This is a genomic window from Microbispora sp. H10670, from assembly GCF_014161385.1.
GTDB lineage: Bacteria > Actinomycetota > Actinomycetes > Streptosporangiales > Streptosporangiaceae > Microbispora > Microbispora triticiradicis.
In genome coordinates this window covers 16,260-36,077 of record NZ_JABBWW010000006.1, presented here as the reverse complement: position 1 = coordinate 36,077, position 19,818 = coordinate 16,260, and the positions used below count along the sequence as shown (strand labels likewise).

The following is a 19,818-nucleotide window of genomic DNA, read 5'->3' as shown; positions in this document are numbered from 1 at the left end:
AATCACCGCTTCGCGCGGAAAATCTCGGCCAGGACAGCGGCAAGTCGTGGTCCGTCGTGCCGGGCAGATCCGTCAGACGCTGCCACATCGGCCAGAACCACCCGGGCGCCCATCGCCCCCGCGGCCTTCTCCAGCGCCCTCGCGTCGCTCACCACCGCACCGTCCGCCACCACCGCGTCGAGGAGCAGGGCGGGGGCGTGCTCCCTGAGCACCTCCAGGTGCCGTTCCGGGGAGAAACCGTCGGTCTCGCCGGCCTGTGGCACCAGGTTGAGGATCAACAGCCGCCGCGCGCTGCTCTCGTGCAGCGCCCGGGCCAGCTCGGGCACCTTGAGGTGCGGCAGCACGCTGGTGAACCACGAACCCGGCCCGAAGACCACCCAGTCGGCGGCCTCGATGGCCTCGATCGCCTGGGGGCAGGCGGGCGGGTCGGGCGGCAGCAGCGAGATGGAGCGCACCCGGCCGGGCGTCAGCGCGCAGGCGACCTGCCCGCGCACCGTCGTGACGGCGCCGTCCAGCTCCACCTCCGCCTGGATGTCGAGCGGCACCGACGCCATCGGCAGCACCCGGCCGTGGGCGCCGAGGAGCCGGCCCACCCATTCCAGGCCGACCACGGGGTCCTCAAGGAGTTCCCACAGGGCGACGATGAGCAGGTTGCCGACGGCGTGCCCGTGCAGGTCTCCCTCGCTGCGGAAACGGTGCTGGACGACCTCGCTCCAGGTCCTGCCCCACTCGTCGTCGCCGCACAGGGCCGCGAGCGCCATCCGCAGGTCGCCGGGGGGCAGGACGCCGAGCTCGCGCCTGAGACGGCCGCTGGAGCCGCCGTCGTCGGCGACGGTCACCACGGCCGACAGATCGTCGGTGACGGTCCTGAGAGCCGACAGGGAGGCGTACAGACCGTGGCCGCCGCCGAGCGCGACGACCTTGGGTCCGTTGCTCGCGGGTGCCGCGCCGCTCCGGGGAGTGCTGCCGTACGCGGGGGAATCACGGGGGTGATCGGGGTCGGAGGGATCGGCCGGTTCCGGGACGGGGTCCTTCATCGTCCTCCTCACCTCGTCGCGGGCACCGCCTCGCGGAGCCGCGGCGTTCGTGCTGATCGGTCACGCTCTGCGCCGAACCGAATCCGGCTCGGGCCGCATCCCGCCACCGTACGCCCTCCGCGGCGCCGCCCGCCCGCCCGATCGTCCCGGTGCCGCCGGAGCGGGCCGGCCGCTGTCACCCGGCCTTCGCGATGCCCGTCTCGGGCACGTCCCCGGCACGCCGGCGACCGGGAGGGGTCACTCTCGGCCCACGTCCCGGTGGCTGACCTGGACGTCCATGCCGCGCTCCCGGAGCCGGGCGCCGAGCTGCTCGGACATCGCCACGCTGCGGTGCTTGCCGCCGGTGCAGCCGACGGCGAGCGTGGCGTAGCTCTTGCCCTCGCGCGTGTATCCGGCGGCCACCACGCCGAAGACCTCCTCGTAGCCGTCGAGGAACTCCTTGGCGCCGGGCTGGCCGAGCACGTAGTCGCGCACGGGCGCGTCGAGGCCGTTCATCGGCCGGAGCTCCGGCACCCAGTGGGGGTTGGGCAGGAACCGGCAGTCCACCACGAGGTCGGCGTCGACCGGCAGGCCGTACTTGTAGCCGAAGGACACCACGTTCACCTTGAGCCCGGGGCGGTCCTCACCGCCGAAGAACGAGACGATCTTCTTGCGCAGCTCGTGGACGTTCAGCAGGGACGTGTCGATGACCAGGTCGGCGTTGGCGCGGATCTCGCGGAGGATGCCGCGCTCGCGGTCGATGCCGTCGACGAGCCGCCCGTCGCCCTGCAGGGGGTGCGGACGCCGCACGTTCTCGAACCTGCGGACCAGCTCCTCGTCGCTTGCTTCGAGGAACACCACCCGGACGCCGACGCCGCGCCCGTCGAGCTCCTTGATCGCGGCGTTGAGGTCGGTGGTGAAGGCGAGGCTGCGCACGTCGACCACGGCCGCGACCCGGTCGGTGGCCATGTTCACCCGGCCCGCCTCCTCGGCGAGCGAGGACAGCAGACCCGGCGGCAGGTTGTCGATGACGAACCAGCCGAGGTCTTCCAGGGCCTTCGCAGCGGTGCTGCGCCCCGCCCCCGACATTCCCGTGATCACCACGAATGCCGGCTCAGTCGTGCTCATCGCCCGCTCACCGCCCTGCCGCCCGATGTCCAGCCCAACCTATCAACCGGCCGGACCACGGCGCCCCGCGACGCACCCGCGACTCACCCCGGCGCCGCCCGCCCGTGCCGCACCGCCGGCCCATGGTCGACCCCCTGTCGGGCCCCGCATCCGGCCCTGTAATCGGCCCCGTAATCGACTCTGTGATCGGTCGCGCTCCCAGCAGCCGGGTCTCCGTCGCGGTCCTCCGCCCGCTGACGGTCCCCGGCCCGCTCACGATCCCGGTCCGGCGGGCGAGGGGCCCTGTCCGGCGGGCGAGGGGCTCTGCCCGCGGAGCGCCGCGACGATGGCCTCGGCGGTCGCCGGGCCGATGCCGGGGACCTCCTGGATCTCCTCCGCGCCGGCCTCTCGCAGCCGCTTCACCGAGCCGAAGTGACGCAGCAGTGCCTGCCGTCGCGCCGGGCCCAGGCCCGGCACCTGGTCGAGCGCGCTCTCCCGGAGCGATTTCGACCTCTTCGATCGATGGTAGGTGATGGCGAACCGGTGCGCCTCGTCGCGGACGCGCTGCAACAGGTACAGTCCCTCGCTGCTGCGCGGCAGGATCACCGGCTGGTCGTCGCCGGGCAGCCAGACCTCCTCCAGCCGCTTGGCCAGGCCGCAGACCGCGACGTCGTCGACGCCGAGTTCGTCCAGCGCCCGCCGGGCGGCCGCGGCCTGCGCCGGGCCGCCGTCCACCACGACGAGGTTGGGGGGATAGGCGAACTTGCGGGGACGGCCGGTCTCCGGGTCGATCGGCGTCCCGACGACCGGTTCGCGCGCGCCGTCGTCGAAGCCGGCGTCGGCGTCCGCTTCCACCCCGGCCGCCTCCACCCCGTCCGCCTCTACCCCGTCCGCCTCCGCGCCCGGCCCCGCCGTCGCGTCCTCGGCCGGCGCCGCGCCCAGCCCTGGGGTCGGCCCCGGAGCCGGCTCGGTGTCCAGTTCCCCGGTCGCCACCCGCTCTTCCAGGTAGCGCTTGAACCTGCGGCAGATGACCTCGTAGATCGAGGCCACGTCGCCCTCGCCGCTCCTGATCGAGAAGCGGCGGTACTCGCTCTTGCGGACGAGGCCGTCCTCGAAGACCACCATCGAGGCGACCACGTTCTCACCCTGGATGTGCGACACGTCGTAGCACTCGATCCGCAGCGGCACCTGGTCGAGGTCGAGGGCGTCGGCGATCTCCTGGAGGGCCCGGCTGCGCGTGGTCAGGTCGCTCGCCCGGCGCAGCTTGTGCTGGGCCAGCGACTCCTTCGCGTTGCGCTCCACGGTCTCCATGAGGCTCTTCTTGTCGCCCCGCTGGGGGACGCGCAGGTCCACCCGGGAGCCCCGCTGCTCGCTCAGCAGTTCGGCCAGCGCGGCCTCGTCCGGCGGCCGGGCCGGCACGAGGATCTCGCGGGGGATCGTCGCCTCGCCGTACATCTGCAGCAGGAACTGCTCGACCAGTTCGCCGGGGGTGGTCTCCTCGACCTTGTCGACCACCCAGCCGCGCTGGCCGCGGATGCGCCCGCCGCGCACGTAGAAGACCTGGACCGCCGCCTCGAGCGGGTCCTCCGCGAGGGCGATCACGTCGCAGTCGGTGCCGTCGCCGAGCACCACCGTCTGTTTCTCCAGTGCCCGCTGCAACGCCTGGACGTCGTCGCGCAGCCGGGCGGCCCGCTCGTACTCCTCCACGGCGGCGGCGTCGCGCATCTCACGCTCAAGCCGCTTGATGAACCGCCCGGTGTTGCCGGCCATGAAGTCGCAGAAGTCCTCGGCGAGCGCGCGGTGTTCCTCGGGGGTGACCCGGCCGACGCACGGCGCGGAGCACTTGTCGATGTATCCGAGCAGGCACGGCCGCCCGATCTGCCCGGCCCGTTTGAACACGCCCGCCGAGCAGGTGCGTACGGGGAAGACCCGCAGCAGCAGGTCGACGGTCTCCCGGATGGCCCACGCGTGCGAGTAGGGGCCGAAGTAGCGGGTGCCCTTCCTCTTCGCCCCCCGCAGCACCTGCACCCGGGGGAAGTCCTCCCCCATCGTCACGGCCAGGAAGGGGTACGACTTGTCGTCGCGGTACTTGACGTTGAACCGCGGGTCGAACTCCTTGATCCAGGAGTATTCGAGCTGGAGCGCCTCGACCTCGTTGCCGACCACGGTCCAGTCCACCGAGGCCGCGGTCGTGAGCATGGTCTGCGTCCGGGGGTGCAGGCCGGCGAAGTCCGCGAAGTAGGAGTTGAGCCGCTGTCGAAGGCTCTTCGCCTTGCCCACGTAGACGACCCGGCCGTCCGGGTCACGGAAGCGATAGACGCCTGGCGATTCGGGGATCGATCCGGGCGCCGGTCGGTAGGTTGCCGGGTCCGCCACATTCCAAAGACTACTGGCCCCGACCGACATTCCCGCCGCCCCGGCGATCCCTGCGGCGTTCCGGCAGGCTGCCTTTACGTTGTAGATCAACATCCTCGCGGGGTGCGTTCACCCAGGGGTGCCATGAGCCGCGGCGGCCGTCGCGATCCCGCGCGACGGCCGCCACCGGCCCGCACGCGGCTCAGGCGAGGGTGATGCTGTCGCCGCTCACCGTGATCTTCTTCTCGGCGAGGGGCTTGTTCGCCGGCGGGTTGGTCACGGACCCGTCCTTGGCGCTGAACCTGCTGCCGTGACACGGGCAGACGATCTCGTTGTTCGCGACGCTCCCGACCGGGCAGCTCTTGTGGGTGCAGGTCGCGCTGAACGCCTTGAACGTGCCGGCCTCCGGCTGGGTGACGACGACGTCCTGGTCCTTGAAGACCTTGCCGCCCCCGACCGGGATGTCGGAGGTCTTCGCGATCTCCCCGCCGCCCGCCGCGGCCTGGCCGTCCGCCGGAGCCGCCTCGGACGTGGCCGTGCTGTCGCCGCCCGAGCACGCGCTCAGGACCGCCGCCAGCCCGGCCCCTCCGGCACTGAAGATCACGGCCCGGCGTGTCGAATCCGTCATGCTTTTCCTTCCCTCGTACCGCGGCCCGGGACGGATGTCCGTCCCGGGTTCTCCCCTTGCGTGACGCGTCACCCCTGTGTGTCCAGGTACGGCCCTCACCCCGTGGCCGGTTCAGCGGGTCGTTCCAGGGGGACGTCGTCCGAGCGGAAAGAGTAGGGAGGAATCATGAGACGAACTCTCATACACCCAGGATTTTCCTGAGGAACGCGCCGGTGTGGCTCTCCTCGACCTTCGCGACCTCCTCGGGGGTGCCGGTGGCGACGACGGTGCCGCCCCCGGAGCCGCCCTCGGGGCCCATGTCGACGATCCAGTCGGCGGTCTTGATGACGTCGAGGTTGTGTTCGATGACGATGACCGTGTTGCCCGCGTCCACGAGCCGGTTGAGCACCCCGAGCAGCCGCCGGATGTCCTCGAAGTGGAGACCGGTGGTGGGCTCGTCCAGCACGTACACGGTGCGGCCGGTCGAGCGCCGCTGCAGTTCGGAGGCGAGCTTGACCCGCTGCGCCTCACCGCCGGACAGCGTCGTGGCCGGCTGGCCCAGCCGTACGTACCCGAGCCCGACGTCGTTCAGCGTCTGCAGGTGGCGGCGGATGGCGGGGATCGCCTCGAAGAACTCCAGCGCCTCCTCGATCGGCATGTCGAGGACCTCGGAGATCGTCTTGCCCTTGTAGTGGACCTCCAGGGTCTCCCGGTTGTACCGGGCGCCGTGGCAGACCTCACAGGGGACGTAGACGTCCGGCAGGAAGTTCATCTCGATCTTGATGGTGCCGTCGCCGGAGCACGCCTCGCAGCGCCCGCCCTTGACGTTGAAGCTGAACCGGCCCTGCAGGTAACCGCGGACCTTCGCCTCGGCCGTGGCCGCGAACAGCTTGCGCACGTGGTCGAAGACGCCGGTGTACGTCGCGGGGTTGGACCTCGGCGTCCGGCCGATCGGCGACTGGTCGACGTGGACGACCTTGTCGACCAGGTCGGTGCCGGCCACCCGGGAGTGCCGTCCTGGCACGGTCTTCGCGCCGTTCAGCTCCTTGGCCAGCGCGGCGTACAGGATGTCGTTGACCAGCGTCGACTTGCCCGAGCCCGAGACGCCGGTGACCGCGGTGAACACGCCCAGCGGGAACTCGACGTCGACGCCCTTCAGGTTGTGCTCGCGGGCGCCCTTCACGACGAGCTGCCGCTTGCGGTCGCGCGGGCGCCGGATCTCCGGCATGGTGATCGCCTTGCGGCCCGACAGGTACGCCCCGGTCAGCGACTCCTCGCTGGCGAGCAGTTCCGGCACCGTGCCGGACACGACGACCTGGCCGCCGTGCTCGCCCGCGCCGGGGCCGATGTCGACCACCCAGTCGGCGGCGGCGATGGTGTCCTCGTCGTGCTCGACCACGATCAGCGTGTTGCCCATGTCACGCAGCCGGATCAGCGTCTCCAGCAGGCGCTGGTTGTCGCGCTGGTGCAGGCCGATGGACGGCTCGTCCAGCACGTACAGCACGCCGACCAGGCCCGACCCGATCTGGGTGGCCAGCCGGATCCGCTGCGCCTCGCCGCCCGCCAGCGTGCCGGCGGCGCGGTCGAGCGTCAGGTAGTCGAGGCCGACGTCGAGCAGGAAGCCCAGCCGCGCGTTGATCTCCTTGACCACCCGCTCGGCGATGTGCATGTCACGCTCGGAGAGGCGCAGGCCGGTCAGGAACCGCGCGCACTCGGCGATCGACATCGCCGAGAGCTCGGCGATGGAGGTGTCCCCGACGGTCACGGCGAGCGAGACCGGCTTCAGGCGGCGGCCCTGGCAGGCCGGGCACGGCACCTCGCGCATGAAGCCCTCGAACCGCTCCCGGCTGGCGTCGCTCTCCGACTCGGCGTGCCGGCGCTGCACCCAGGGGATGACGCCCTCGAAGTCGGTGTAGTAGGAGCGCTGCCTGCCGTACCGGTTGCTGTAGCGGATGTGCACCTGCTCGTCGTGACCGTGCAGGATCGCCTTGCGCGCCTTCTTCGTCAGCCGCTCCCACGGGGTGTCGAGGTCGAAGCCCAGCGCGTTGCCGAGCGCCTCGATCAGGCGGACGAAGTAGTCGCTGGTGTGGCCGTTCGCCCACGGGCTGATCGCGCCGTCGCCGAGCGTGCGCTCGGGGTCGGGCACGAGGAGGTCGGGGTCGACCTCCATGCGGGTGCCGAGGCCGGTGCACTCGGGGCAGGCGCCGAACGGCGAGTTGAACGAGAACGACCGCGGCTCCAGCTCCTCGAACGACAGGTCGTCGTAGGGGCAGTAGAGGTGCTCGGAGTAGAAGCGCTCGCGGTTGGGGTCGTCGTCCGGGAGGTCGACGAAGTCGAGGGTGATCGTGCCGCCGGACAGCTGCAGCGCGGTCTCGACGGAGTCGGTCAGCCGGCGCCGCGCGCCCTCCTTGACCGAGAGCCGGTCGACGATGACCTCGATGTCGTGCTTCTCGTACTTCTTGAGCGTCGGCGGCTCCTCCAGCCGCACGATCGTGCCGTCGACGCGGGCCCGCGCGTATCCCTTGGTCTGCAGCTCGCGGAACAGCTCGGCGTACTCCCCCTTGCGCCCGCGCACGATCGGGGCGAGCACCTGAAACCGGGTGCCCTCCTCCAGTTCGAGCACGCGGTCGACGATCTGCTGGGGGGTCTGGCGGGCGATCGGGCGGGCGCACTGGGGACAGTGCGGCTTGCCGATGCGGGCCCACAGCAGCCGCAGGTAGTCGTAGACCTCGGTGATCGTGCCGACGGTGGAGCGGGGGTTGCGGCTGGTCGACTTCTGGTCGATGGAGACGGCCGGCGACAGGCCCTCGATGAAGTCCACGTCGGGCTTGTCCATCTGGCCCAGGAACTGCCGCGCGTAGGCGGACAGGGACTCCACGTACCGCCGCTGCCCCTCGGCGAAGATCGTGTCGAAGGCCAGGCTGGACTTGCCGGAGCCCGAGAGCCCGGTGAATACGATCAGAGCGTCTCGCGGGAGGTCGAGCGAGACGTCCTTCAGGTTGTGTTCGCGTGCGCCACGCACGATCAGGCGGTCAGCCACGGTGGTCCCGATAAGTCGATGAGTTGATGGAGGTGCACGGGCAGGCTATCCAGAGCCACCGACAATTCCAGGGGACGTCGTCCGGCGGCCGGAGGGGGCGGTCCCGGGTGCTGTCCAGGGACACGCTCCGTCACCAGGGTATGAGCTTCGTCAAACCCCCGCCCGCGTTCCGCGCGAAACCCCTGTTCATACAACCGCCGGAGACGCCCCGCTCTTCCCGGGCGGGCCGTGCGGAACGGCAGGAGGCGCCGGGGGCATGATTTCCTCCATGTCCGTCATCGATGAAATCGAGCGAGAGCTGGCCGACGCGACGGAGCGCCTGCTGGCGACCGCCGCCCGCCTCACCGACGAGGATCTCCGCGCGCCGTCGCTGCTGCCCGGCTGGACCCGGGGGCACGTGCTCACCCACGTCGCCCGCAACGCCGACAGCTGCGTCAATCTGCTCACCTGGGCGCGTACGGGGGTCCGCACGCCGCAGTACCCCTCCGCGGCGGCGCGCGACGCCGGCATCGAGGCGGGCGCCGCGCGCCCGGCCGGGGAGCAGGTCGCCGATCTGCGGGACAGCGCCGAGCGGTTCGCCGCGGCGGTCAAGGGCATGCCCGCCGCCGCCTGGGCCGCGCCGGTCTCCGCCATGACGCCGCCCGAGCATCCCGCGTGGTACGTCCCCGTCCGCCGGCTCAGGGAGATCGAGGTGCACCACGCCGACCTCGGGGCAGGCTACGGATGGGCCGACTGGCCCGAGACGTACGTGCGCCGGGAGCTCCACGACACGCTGCGCTGGCTCGGCGGAACCTGCCCGGTGGGCGTGGTCGTCGCGCGGGAACCGGAGACCGGCGTGATCGCGGGTGTGTGGACGGACCTCGGCGACGGCCCCTCGGTGGAGGGATCGCCCCGCGAACTGCTCGCCTGGCTCGCGGGAAGGACCACCGGCGAGCGGCTGCGGCTCGCCCCGGCCGGCACTCTCCCCGGAGAGGACGGCGCGCTGCCGGGGCAGGTCCCGGACGGGAGCCCGCCGGCCGCGCCGCCCTGGCCGAAGTCCGCCCCGGAGGGACTGCCCGCCGAGCCGCCGGCCACCTGGCCGCCGGCCCGATAGAAGGGAGCGACGATGAGCTACACGGGAAACGTCACCAAGGGCGGGGCCGCCGATGTGCGCGAGGTCCCCGGACTGACCATCTCCAAGATCGAGGTCGGCGACTTCGGCAACAACGCGTACCTGCTGCGCTGCACGGACACGGGCGACGGGCTGCTGATCGACGCGGCGGCCGAACCGGACCGGCTGCTCGGCCTGATCGGCGACATGCCGATCAGCTCCATCGTGACCACCCACCGGCACCCCGACCACTGGGGTGCGCTGGAGGAGGTCGCCCGTGCCACCGGCGCGCAGACCGTCGCCCACCCGCTCGACGCCCCCGAACTGCCGGTGGAGACGACCCTGGAGGTCGGGCACGGCGACCGGGTGACCGTCGGGGTCGTGACGCTGGACGTCATCCACCTGCGCGGCCACACGCCCGGCTCGATCGCGCTGCTCTACCAGGACCGCCACCTGTTCACCGGCGACTCCCTCTTCCCGGGCGGCGTCGGCAACACCCAGAAGGACCCGGCGCGGTTCGAGCAGCTGTTCACGGACGTGGTGGAACGGGTCTTCGACCGCCTGCCGGACGAGACGTGGGTCTACCCCGGTCACGGCCGCGACACCACGCTCGGCGCCGAGCGGCCGCACCTGCCCGAGTGGCGGGCCCGCGGCTGGTGATGATTCGGGGGGCTCCTGCGGGGCAGCGGTGACCGCACGGACCGTCTGAGGAGCCCCCGATGACTTCCCCGATAACCAGCCTCGCGTCCACCCCTCTTGAGGCGACCCTGCCGGGCGCGGCCGCGTGGACCGGCCACGACACCCGCCTGATCCTCGCCGCCCTGGCCGGCATCGCGGTCATCGTGCTGCTGATCACTAAGCTGCGCGCGCATCCGTTCCTCGCCCTCGCGATCGGTTCCGGGACGCTGGGGCTGGTGGCGGGCATGGCGCCGCAGAAGCTGATCGACAGCTTCTCCGCGGGTCTCGGCTCCACCGTGGCCGGGGTCGGTGTGCTGATCGCGCTCGGAGCCATGCTGGGCAAGCTGCTGGCCGACTCGGGCGGAGCCGACGAGATCGTCGACGGGATCCTCCGCCGCACCGGCGACCGCGCCCTGCCCTGGGCGATGACGCTGATCGCGGTGCTCATCGGGCTGCCCATGTTCTTCGAGATCGGGCTGGTCCTGCTGATCCCGGTGATCCTGCTGGTGGCCCGGCGAAGCTCGCGCCCGCTGCTGCTGATCGCGGTTCCCGCACTGGCCGGGCTGTCCGTGCTGCACGGCCTGGTGCCTCCGCATCCCGGGCCGCTGGTCGCGATCGACACACTCAAGGCCGACCTCGGGCTCACGCTCGGGCTGGGGCTGCTGGTCGCGATCCCGACCGTGATCGTGGCCGGTCCGCTGTTCGCCCGGTTCGCCGCCCGATGGGTGGAGCCCGCGCCGCCCGAGCGCCTCGAACGCGAGCAGACCCCCGGGCCCGGGGACGGGGAGCGCGGCAGGCCGTCCTTCGGCGTCACGGTGGCCACGATCCTGCTGCCGGTCGTGCTGATGCTCGGCCGGGCCGTCGCGGAGATCGTCCTGCCGAAGGGCGACGCCGTGCGCACCGCGCTGGAGGTCCTCGGCACCCCGCTGATCGCCCTGCTGATCGCGGTGATCGTGGCGATGTTCACGCTCGGCCGCCCGGCGGGCCTCGGCCGCGGCGGCGTCTCCTCGACGATCGCCGACTCGCTCCCGCCGATCGCCGGGATCCTGCTCATCGTCGGCGCCGGCGGCGGGTTCAAGCAGACCCTGGTCGACTCCGGGGTGGGCAAGGTCATCGGCGAGGCCGCGCAGGGCGCGAACGTGCCCGTGCTGGTGCTCGGCTGGCTGATCGCCGTCGGCATCCGGCTGGCCACCGGATCGGCCACGGTCGCGACCATATCCGCGGCCGGGATCGCCGCCCCGCTCGCCGCCGGGCTCTCCCCCGCGCACGTCGCGCTGCTCGTGCTCGCCATCGGCGCGGGGTCGCTGTTCTTCTCCCACGTCAACGACGCCGGTTTCTGGCTGGTCAAGGAGTACCTGGGCATGTCCGTCGGCCAGACGATACGCACCTGGTCGATCATGGAGACGATCATCTCCGTGGTGGCGTTCTGCTGCGTGCTCCTGCTCGGCCTGGTCGTCTGAGCCCTCTCCGGCGCGTCCGTATAGTGGTCGGCGCACACCGTCCATCCCCTGGAGCCGGGCCCACATGCAGATCACCGGAATCGAGCTGCGCCGGATCGCGATGCCGCTCGTCGCGCCGTTCCGCACCTCGTTCGGCACCGAGACCACCCGCGACGTCCTGCTGGTCCGGGTCGTGACCCCGGACGCCGAGGGCTGGGGCGAGTGCGTGGCGATGTCCGAACCGCTGTACTCCTCCGAGTACGTGGACGGCGCGGCCGACGTGATGCGGCGCTTCCTGATCCCGGCGCTGCCCCGCACGGCGGACCCGCAGGCCGTCGGCCCGGCCCTCGCGCCGATCCGGGGGCACCGCATGGCCAAGGCGGCGCTGGAGGCGGCCGTGCTCGACGCCTCGCTGCGGATCACCGGCGAGTCCTTCGGCCACTACCTCGGCGCCACCCGTGACCGGGTCCCCTGCGGAGTCTCGGTCGGGATCACCGGGTCGGTCGCCGACCTCCTCGACACCGTCGCGGCGTACGTGGAGGAGGGATACGTACGGGTCAAGCTGAAGATCGGGCCGGGCTGGGACGTGACGCCGGTCCGCGCGGTCAGGGAGCGTTTCGGGGAGGACCTGCTGCTCCAGGTCGACGCCAACGCGGCCTACACGCTGGCGGACGCCCGCCACCTCGCCCGGCTGGACGCCTTCGACCTGCTGCTGATCGAGCAGCCGCTCGCCGACGACGACCTCGTGCAGCACGCCCGGCTGGCCCGCACCCTCCGTACGCCGATCTGCCTGGACGAGTCCATCGAGTCGGCGGCCCACGCGGCGGCGGCGATCACCCTCGGCGCGTGCTCGGTGGTCAACATCAAGCCGGGCCGGGTGGGCGGCTACCTGGAGGCGCGGCGGATTCACGACCTGTGCCGCGCCCACGGCGTCGCGGTCTGGTGCGGGGGGATGCTGGAGACCGGGATCGGCCGGGCGGCCAACGTGGCGCTGGCGGCGCTGCCGGGGTTCACCCTGCCCGGGGACACCTCCGCGTCCCGCCGCTACTTCGGCACCGACGTCACCCCGCCGTTCGAGCTGAGCGGCGGGCACCTCGACGTGCCGGCCGGCGCGGGCCTGGGCGTGGAGCCCATCCCGGACGTCCTCAACGAGGTCACCACCGCGACGGAGTGGATCCCGTTCTGATCGGCGGTTCTCAGGCGTCGCCCAGGGCCGGGTGCGGCCTCGGCTCGCCGGTGGTGAACACCTTCACGATGCGGTCGGCCGCGAGGGCGGGCTCCTCCGCGCTCTCCACCACGTCGCCCCACGACCAGCGGTAGAACCAGCCGTCCGGCATGGCGACGCAGTCCACGGTCTCGGAGAACAGCGCCGCGTCGGGGTCCCGGACCTTCAACGACGGCGGATCGGGGCGCAGGGACGCCTCCAGCCCGCGTAGTTCCAGCTCCCTGGCCAGCTTGCCGAGGAAGTACGTGCGGGTGTGCTCACGAGGCATGGCGACCGGGCTCCAATGGAATAGGCGTTGTATCCACGTGATTGGCCGGGCCCGGATGAAAGGGCCCCAGCCGACCGGGGCCCCTGTTCGTGCGACGACGTCAGCCCGCGTTCACCGAGCGTCGTTCCCTGCGCCGCTTGTGTTTGAACATGAGGACGCGAAGCGGGATGGCGGACACGATCGCGATCTGCATGGTCGCGCCGACCCTGATGAGCTGGTCGCCCCCGGCGAGCTGGGCGGCCCAGATCGTCAGGCAGGCCACGTTGATCAGCATCCAGGCCAGCACGACGGCGGCCAGGTTGCCCTTCGGCTTGGGATACTCGATGCGGCTGACCATGAGCCAGGCCACCGCCATGATGCCCGCGATCGTGAGGTAGTTGGGCTGGAAGAGCAGCACGATCGACACCACGGTCATGGCGCCCATGGGGATGGGCAGGCCCATGAAGTCGCCGCTCTTGGTCTTCACGCAGGCGAAGCGGGCCAGCCGTACGACGCCGGCGAGCAGGACCGAGCCGGCTGCGACCAGCACCAGCCACAGCGGGAGCTTCCCGGAGAAACCGGCCCAGATCATCACCATGAAGGCGGGCGCGAAGCCGAAGCTGATCACGTCGGCGAGGTTGTCCAGTTCGGCGCCCATCGCGGACGCGCGGAACTTCCGGGCCACCAGGCCGTCGAACAGGTCGCAGGTCGCGCCGACGAGCAGCAGCACGACGGCCGTGCCGAAGAAGCGGGGGTCGGGGGCGAACTTCACGTTGGCCTGCAGGCTGCTGATCGCCGACCAGGCGAGCACGCAGACGGCCAGGAAGCCGCTGAGCGCGTTGCCCAGCGACAGGGAGTCGGCGGCGGACAGGCGGAAGGCCTTGCCGACGGGCCCGCGCGGCTCGTCGTCCACCTCCTCCACCGGCCACGCGGCTCCGGCGCCGAATCCGGACCCGAGATCAGACGTTGTCAATGCGAGTCACCCCCGCGACGGTTCGGGTGCCGACGGTGACCGCCGGCGCGATGCCCTCGGGCAGGTAGAGGTCCACCCGGGAGCCGAAACGGATCAGCCCCACCCGCTCGCCCTGGACGACCTTCGCGCCCGCGAACAGGTACGGCACGATGCGGCGGGCGACGGCGCCGGCGATCTGCACCATCTCGATGTCGCCCAGAGCGGTGTCGAAGTGCCAGACGACGCGCTCGTTCTTGTCGCTGTCCTTGTTGAACGCGGGCACGAACCCGCCGGGCACGTGCTCGACCGAGGTGATCGTGCCGGCCGCGGGCGCCCGGTTGACGTGGACGTTCAGCGGGCTCATGAAGATCGCGACCCGGGTACGGCCGTCGGGCCAGGGATCGATGCTCTGCACGACGCCGTCGGCGGGCGAGATGAGCCGCCCCTCGCCCGGCGCGCGCTCGGGGTCGCGGAAGAACCACAGCATTCCGCCGGTGAGCGCGGCCAGCGGCGCCGCCGCCAGCGCCCAGCGGGGCGACCTGCGGGTGAGAACGGCGGTGACGGCCGCCGCCGCGGCGGTCGGAGCCAGCCACGGGGACACCCCGCGGGCGAGCCGGACCCGGCCGCGGGGACTGTCCGCGGTCCCGGATACAGGGCCGCGGGGCAACGATTCGTTGGACACAGGTGACCTTTGTACTCTTCCAGGCGACTATGAACCGGCGTGCGAGCTAACGATCGATATTACCGATCCGGCGGTCAATATGCGGCACAACGAGAACAAGCAAACAGGGTTATGTACCCGTTTCGCTAGCCCTGGGGGGCCTCCGCCTGGGAGGCCTCCGCCGGGGAGCCTGCCGCCGGAGGTACCGCTTTCTCATCGCGACGGGCCTTGACCAGACTGGCGAGAGTGGTCACGGCCATCGTCACGCAGATGACCGCCAGAGACACCCAGATGGGGATCTGCGGAGCCCAGGAGACCTCGTTCTCATGGAGCGCTTCAAGAATCAGCTTAACCCCGATGAAACCGAGGATGAACGCCAAACCATAGCTGATGTAGACCAGTCGCTGGAGCAGCCCGCCGAGCAGGAAGTAGAGCTGACGCAGTCCCATCAGGGCGAACGCGTTCGCGGAGAAGACGATGAAGGCCGCCTTCGTGAGGCCGAAGATCGCCGGAATCGAGTCGAGGGCGAACAACAGGTCCGTGGTGCCGATGGCGATCATCACGATCAGCATGGGCGTCACCATGCGCCTGCCGTCCACCCGCACCGTCACCCGGGAGCCGACGTAGTCGGAGGTCGTGGGGAACACCCGGCGCGCCCAGCGCAGCAGGATGTTCTCGTTGAACTCCTCGTCGTTCTTGTTGTGATCCCTGAGCAGCGTGTACGCGGTGTAGATGAGGAAGGCCCCGAACGCGTAGAGCAGCCAGCCGAACCGGTCGAGGGCGGCGGCGCCGACGGCGATGAAGATCCCGCGCATCACGAGCGCGAGGACGATGCCGACCAGCAGCACCTTGTGCTGGTAGATACGGGGCACCCCGAACCGGGTCATGATCACGTAGAAGATGAACAGGTTGTCCACGCTGAGGCTGTATTCCGTCAGATAGCCCGCGAAGAACTCACCTCCGGTGCCGGCGCCGGCCCACACCGTCAGGCCGATGCCGAACAGCACCGCCAGGGATACGTAGAAGCCCACCCAGATCCCGGCCTGGCGCATCGAGAACTCGCGGGGTTCACCACGGTCGACGATCCACAGGTCGACGGCGATCACGACGAGCAGACCCACGATGACCAGGGCCCACAACCACCAAGGAGCATGTACCACATCAACCTCCGGCACGCGCGCTGAACACACTGCCGGAGGTCTCTCCCGCCCGCACGCGCTCAGCGGACCGACGGCCCCGGGTGCATACACCGTGATGACGGAACCGCCGCGAAGGGATACTCCCCCCCAACCGGTCCAGTATATGAATCAGCCTTGGCCGCGCCTAATCCTTGTCCGCATCGCCGTGGCCGCCGGGGAGACGCCCTCCTCACATCCGGGCCTGTCTCCCCTGGCTGCCGGGCCAGGAAGGTCTCACCCCGGCGCCACCCCAGGCCGCGAAGGCGGGCCGGCTACTCCGCCGGCGGCAGCCCGTAGGCCGTGAGGACCGACCGGAGCGCCGCGTCCTCGTCGGGCAGTTCCCGTCCCCGCCGTACGGACGCCTGCGCGAGGCGGGCGGCCAGCGCGGGGTCGCCGAGCAGGCGGCCGATCTCCCGGCTCAGCGCGCCCGCGTCCTGCGGGGGCACCAGGAGAGCGGCGTCGCCGACCATCTCCGGCACCCCGCCGACGCGGGTGGCGATGACCGGCCGTCCCGCCCGAAGCGCCTCCTGCACGCTGAGCGGCTGGCCCTCCCACCGGCTGGGCACGATCACCGCCGTCGCGACCTGGAGCAGGTCGGCCGGCGCGGCCCACCCGTAGAGGACGACGGGCAGTTGCTCGGCGTCCACCCGCGCCTGGAGTTCCTCGCGCAGCGGCCCGTCGCCCGCGACGACGAAGACCGGGTCGCCCTTGTACGGCCCGGCCGCCGCGTCGAGCAGCGTCTCCAGGCCCTTCTGCTGGGCCAGCCGGGCGACGGTGAGCAGGATCGGCCGCAGCGCCGGGTCGGCCACGTCGGCCGGGAGGCGGGCGGCGATCTCGGCCCGTACCTCCCCGGGAGTCCGGCCGGGCTCGGCGAGCGGCGGCGCGGGCACCACCGCCGGGTCCACCCGCGCGGCTCCCCCGGCCCGCATGCGCTCGCCGATGTCGGGTGACACCACGAGGACGCGGTGGGCCCGGCGGGCGACGATCCGTTCGAGGACCCGGTAGACCCCTCCGATCGCGCCCCCCGCCGTGACGGCGTTGTGCAGGGTGACCACCAGGCGGGGCCAGCCCCGCGAGCCGGTCAGGGCGAGCGCGGACAGCGCGCCGGCCCGCAGGCCGTGGGCGTGCACGACGTCCGCGCCGCGCGTCAGCCCGCGCAGGCGGAGGACGGTCCGCGGGTCGCGGGCGGGGTGCGGCCGGTCGGAGATCCGGACCTCGGCGAAGTCCGCTCCGCCTCCGGTGAAGCCGAAGGCCTTCTCGGTGTCGAGCGGCCCCGCCACCAGCACCCGGTGCCCCCGCGTGACCAGGCCCGCGGCGAGCATCCGCACGTGCCGGGCCACACCCCCGGCGCTCGATCCCAGCACGAGAACGATGCGGCTCACGTCGTGTCCTCCCCCTGATGGGCGCCCGGGTGAGCGTCTTGGTCGCGGTCCGTCCCGCGCCGGCGCACCGCCGACAGGGCGGCGGTCACGTCGGCGCGGTCCACGAGCGCGGCGACGGCTACCCCCGCGGCCACCGCCGCGAGGCCCGCCGGAACCGCCGTCAGCAGGCCGCCCCACGGCCCGCCGTCGCCCAGGGGAAGCCGGGCGGCCGCCGCTCCGGCGAGGAAGCCCGCGCCCCCGCCCAGCAGGGCCGCGAGACCGGCCCGGGCGACTCCGCGTACGGCCTCCGGGCCGCGGGCCCGCACGACCGAGGCGAGCAGCAGCGCGGCGCCCACCGTGATGCCCGCCGCCTGGCCGAGCGCCAGCGCCCCCAGCCCCCAGCCCCGTGGCAGCAGGAAGACCAGCGCCACCTGGGCCACGGCCACGAGCAGCCACCCGGTGACCGTCCCCCGGGCGGCCGCCCTGCCCTGTCCCGTGGCGTACAGGACCCTGCTCAGATGGGCCGTCAGCCCGTACCCGATCAGGCCGGGCGCGAACAGCGCGATGCCCCGGGCGAACTCCGCCGCGCCGACGGCGGCGTCGGCGCGGGCGAGGAACACGTGCGCGACCGGCTCGGCGACCGCGGCGAGCGCGCCGGCCGCGAGTCCGCAGACCAGCACGACCGCCCGGGTCGTGCGCGCGGACAGCGCCGCGAAGCCCTCGCCCCCGCCGTGGGCCCGGGCGGCGAGCGCGGGGAACGCGCTGGTCGCGATGGGCACCGCGAGCACGGCGTACGGCACCTGGTAGACGGCCCAGGCGTAGTTGTACGCGGGCAGGGCGCCCCCGCCGATCCGGTTGGCCAGCGGGATCACGATCAGCGCGGCGACCTGCTGGGCGACCAGCGCGCTCAGCCCGGCGAGGGCCAGCCGCCGCACCTGCGCGGCGACGCCCTCGGGGAAGCGGAGGGTGGGCCGCCATCGCAGGCCGAGCCGCCAGGTGGGCCACACCACGGTGAGGACGAGGGCGAGCACGCCGAGCGTCGTTCCCGCCGACAGCGCGATCTCGGCCGGGCGGGGCACGGTGGCGGGCTCCCGGTGGCCGCCGCTGAGCGGCCCGAAGGCCAGGTAGGCGATGATCACCACCACGCTCGACACCAGCGGCGCCAGCGCCGGGCCCGAGAAGCGGCGATGCGCCTGCAACACCCCGTACAGGACGACGGCCATGCCGTACAGCGGGATCTGCGGGGCGAAGACGACGAGCATGCGCGCGGCGACGGCGGCGACCTGACCGGCGTCGCACCCCTGCACCCGGGCGAGCAGCCCCGCCACCGGCCCGGCGACCAGCGCCGTCAGCACGCCCAGGGGCACGAGCAGCACCAGCACCCAGGACATCAGCGCCGAGGCGATCCACCCGGCCTCGTCGCGGGCCCGGTCCCGGCCCGGTCCGATCGCCGTGCCGGTCGTCGTGACAGTCGCTCCGCCGCCCGCCCTGCCGGTCACCGTGGCGTTGCCGATCGCCGTGGCTCCGGCCGCGGTGGCCGGGCCGCCTGCCGGGCTGACCACAGGGCTGGCCACGGTGCCGTCGCCGGCGGCGCGGGCCGCCGCTCCGGCGAGCACGGGCACCACCATGCCCGCGAGCGCGCCGCCCACGACGACCTCGAAGATGATGTTGGGCACGTTGTTGGCCGTGTAGTACGCGCTGGCCAGGCAGTTCGTGCCGACCGTGCGCGCGAAGGCCAGTTGCTTGGCGAACCCCGTCACCCGCGCCAGGACCGTGATGACCCCGATGAGGATCGCGGCCCCCGCGATCCCCGCTCCGAGCCGTCTGCTCACGGCTCGGTCGCCGTACGTCGCGCCTGACGGCCTGGCCGATGGGTGGAGCTCCAGGTCACCCGAGCGGCCTCGGCGTGCCGGGAGCGGGCTGCGGAGCGCGGCGGCCGAGCATGTCCAGGCGGTTGAGCACCGGGTTGCCCGCGATGACCTTGGTGAAGCTGATCTTCTCGGACGCGGCGGTGAGCCCGGCGACGGCGGCGAGGGCGGCCAGGCGCGCGGGCCGGTTCAGCCGGGCCGTGGCGGCGAGCCCGAGCAGCGCGCCGAGCGCGTTCGCCCCGGCGTCGCCGAGCATCGCCCGCTCGCCCAGGTCCTCCGGCAGCAGCGCCACCGCCGCGCCGAGCGGCACCGCGGTCAGCGCGGCGGCCTGCCGGGAGCGCGGGCCGTACGGCGCGGCGATCGACGCGGCCAGCAGCGGGACCCCGGCGAGCAGACCCACCTTGACGGCGCGGCCGGGCCGCAGGTCGAACAGGTTCGCCAGGTTGGCGCTGCCCGCGATCAGCGCCCCGTCGACGAGCGTGTCGGCGGACCATCCCAGCGCTCCCCGCCTGGAGCGTGCCGGGACGTCTTCGTGGGACGGGGCGAGCGCCGCCGCCGCGAGGCCGGTGGCGCCGATCCCGAGGATCTTGACGGCGCCGCTGGTCACCTCGCCCCGCGCGAGGGCGGTCAGGTGTCCCTTGAAGCCCTTGGACGAGTTCGTGCCGAACAGGTCGTCGTAGGCACCGAGGACCCCGCTGCCCGCCCCGGCCAGCACCACCGCCGCGCGGGCCCGCATGGACAGGCCGGGGGCGAGAGCGGCCGCGGCGACGGCGCCGGCCGCGAACGCCGGGCCCTCCAGCAGCGTGACCGGCTCTCCCCGGTGGTTGACCCGCGTCCAGTACTCGTCGGCGGTCTTCTCGTCGCCGATGGGCGGCCTGCGCCGGAAGGCGGCGAAGGCCGCGCGGGCCGCGACGGCGCCGAGCACCGCACCGACGGCGGCGCCCGCCGCCGCGGCGGCGCGGGTGCCGGCCTGGGGACGTATGGCCACGGCTGT

15 protein-coding genes and 1 pseudogene are annotated in these 19,818 nt (G+C 72.6%); 4 read left to right on the top strand and 12 right to left on the bottom strand.

Features of this window, described 5'->3' with window-relative positions; genetic code table 11:
* Positions 1–2 precede the first annotated feature (2 nt).
* From yvcK to uvrA, 5 genes and pseudogenes are all read right to left on the bottom strand, one after another.
* Entirely contained in the window at positions 3–1,037 is a 1,035-nt protein-coding gene (yvcK, locus tag HHX33_RS10820) for a gluconeogenesis factor YvcK family protein (protein ID WP_111699336.1), read from the bottom strand.
* Between the two features lie 237 nt (positions 1,038–1,274).
* Entirely contained in the window at positions 1,275–2,144 is an 870-nt protein-coding gene (gene rapZ, locus HHX33_RS10815) for an RNase adapter RapZ (RefSeq protein ID WP_111699337.1), read from the bottom strand.
* Positions 2,145–2,411: 267 nt separating this feature from the next.
* Positions 2,412–4,529, bottom strand: a pseudogene (gene uvrC, locus HHX33_RS10810) (excinuclease ABC subunit UvrC); the annotation flags it as partial.
* 151 nt (positions 4,530–4,680) lie between these two features.
* Positions 4,681–5,106 (bottom strand): Rieske (2Fe-2S) protein, encoded by a 426-nt coding sequence (locus HHX33_RS10805; protein WP_182874468.1) that lies wholly within the window; start codon positions 5,104–5,106, stop codon positions 4,681–4,683.
* A gap of 178 nt (positions 5,107–5,284) precedes the next feature.
* Complete coding sequence (gene uvrA, locus HHX33_RS10800; RefSeq protein ID WP_182874467.1) at positions 5,285–8,125, bottom strand: excinuclease ABC subunit UvrA; 2,841 nt, start codon at positions 8,123–8,125, stop codon at positions 5,285–5,287.
* A 268-nt stretch (positions 8,126–8,393) separates the two neighbouring features.
* Here uvrA and HHX33_RS10795 point away from each other — a divergent pair, with 268 nt between their 5' ends.
* The 4 genes from HHX33_RS10795 to menC all read left to right on the top strand — a co-directional run bounded on the left by HHX33_RS10795 (position 8,394) and on the right by menC (position 12,518).
* Positions 8,394–9,218, top strand: a complete 825-nt coding sequence (locus HHX33_RS10795; RefSeq protein ID WP_182874466.1) for a maleylpyruvate isomerase family mycothiol-dependent enzyme — start codon at positions 8,394–8,396, stop codon at positions 9,216–9,218.
* A gap of 12 nt (positions 9,219–9,230) precedes the next feature.
* Positions 9,231–9,875 (top strand): MBL fold metallo-hydrolase, encoded by a 645-nt coding sequence (locus HHX33_RS10790; RefSeq protein ID WP_111699341.1) that lies wholly within the window; start codon positions 9,231–9,233, stop codon positions 9,873–9,875.
* Positions 9,876–9,934: 59 nt separating this feature from the next.
* Entirely contained in the window at positions 9,935–11,353 is a 1,419-nt protein-coding gene (locus tag HHX33_RS10785; RefSeq protein WP_182874465.1) for a gluconate:H+ symporter, read from the top strand.
* 64 nt (positions 11,354–11,417) lie between these two features.
* The gene (menC, locus tag HHX33_RS10780; protein WP_182874464.1) at positions 11,418–12,518 is read left to right on the top strand and encodes an o-succinylbenzoate synthase; all 1,101 of its coding nucleotides are present in this window, start codon (positions 11,418–11,420) and stop codon (positions 12,516–12,518) included.
* A gap of 10 nt (positions 12,519–12,528) precedes the next feature.
* On the opposite strand, the gene HHX33_RS10775 is transcribed toward menC, so the two are convergent.
* The 7 genes from HHX33_RS10775 to HHX33_RS10745 all read right to left on the bottom strand — a co-directional run bounded on the left by HHX33_RS10775 (position 12,529) and on the right by HHX33_RS10745 (position 19,812).
* The gene (locus tag HHX33_RS10775; RefSeq protein WP_150934603.1) at positions 12,529–12,825 is read right to left on the bottom strand and encodes a hypothetical protein; all 297 of its coding nucleotides are present in this window, start codon (positions 12,823–12,825) and stop codon (positions 12,529–12,531) included.
* 100 nt (positions 12,826–12,925) lie between these two features.
* Entirely contained in the window at positions 12,926–13,777 is an 852-nt protein-coding gene (pssA, locus tag HHX33_RS10770; RefSeq protein WP_182874463.1) for a CDP-diacylglycerol--serine O-phosphatidyltransferase, read from the bottom strand.
* Positions 13,764–14,438, bottom strand: a complete 675-nt coding sequence (locus HHX33_RS10765; RefSeq protein WP_396776064.1) for a phosphatidylserine decarboxylase — start codon at positions 14,436–14,438, stop codon at positions 13,764–13,766. The genes pssA and HHX33_RS10765 overlap by 14 nt, the downstream gene beginning before the upstream one ends.
* Positions 14,439–14,563: 125 nt before the next feature.
* A complete protein-coding gene (locus HHX33_RS10760) occupies positions 14,564–15,577 on the bottom strand; it encodes a TerC family protein (protein ID WP_182874462.1) in 1,014 nt (337 codons plus the stop codon).
* A gap of 290 nt (positions 15,578–15,867) precedes the next feature.
* Positions 15,868–16,977 (bottom strand): glycosyltransferase family 4 protein, encoded by a 1,110-nt coding sequence (locus HHX33_RS10755; RefSeq protein ID WP_310741302.1) that lies wholly within the window; start codon positions 16,975–16,977, stop codon positions 15,868–15,870.
* Positions 16,974–18,788, bottom strand: a complete 1,815-nt coding sequence (murJ, locus tag HHX33_RS10750) for a murein biosynthesis integral membrane protein MurJ (RefSeq protein ID WP_182874461.1) — start codon at positions 18,786–18,788, stop codon at positions 16,974–16,976. Before murJ ends, HHX33_RS10755 begins: the two co-directional genes overlap by 4 nt.
* A 55-nt stretch (positions 18,789–18,843) precedes the next feature.
* Positions 18,844–19,812 (bottom strand): hypothetical protein, encoded by a 969-nt coding sequence (locus HHX33_RS10745; protein ID WP_310741301.1) that lies wholly within the window; start codon positions 19,810–19,812, stop codon positions 18,844–18,846.
* Positions 19,813–19,818 lie beyond the last annotated feature (6 nt).

Coding starts and splice junctions, on each gene's coding strand:
- HHX33_RS10785 (WP_182874465.1), top strand. CDS start 9,935: ATGACTTCCCCGATAACCAGCCTCGCGTCCACCCCTCTTGAGGCGACC.
- HHX33_RS10795 (WP_182874466.1), top strand. CDS start 8,394: ATGTCCGTCATCGATGAAATCGAGCGAGAGCTGGCCGACGCGACGGAG.
- yvcK (WP_111699336.1), bottom strand. CDS start 1,037: ATGAAGGACCCCGTCCCGGAACCGGCCGATCCCTCCGACCCCGATCAC.
- HHX33_RS10805 (WP_182874468.1), bottom strand. CDS start 5,106: ATGACGGATTCGACACGCCGGGCCGTGATCTTCAGTGCCGGAGGGGCC.
- rapZ (WP_111699337.1), bottom strand. CDS start 2,144: ATGAGCACGACTGAGCCGGCATTCGTGGTGATCACGGGAATGTCGGGG.
- menC (WP_182874464.1), top strand. CDS start 11,418: ATGCAGATCACCGGAATCGAGCTGCGCCGGATCGCGATGCCGCTCGTC.
- HHX33_RS10790 (WP_111699341.1), top strand. CDS start 9,231: ATGAGCTACACGGGAAACGTCACCAAGGGCGGGGCCGCCGATGTGCGC.
- HHX33_RS10775 (WP_150934603.1), bottom strand. CDS start 12,825: ATGCCTCGTGAGCACACCCGCACGTACTTCCTCGGCAAGCTGGCCAGG.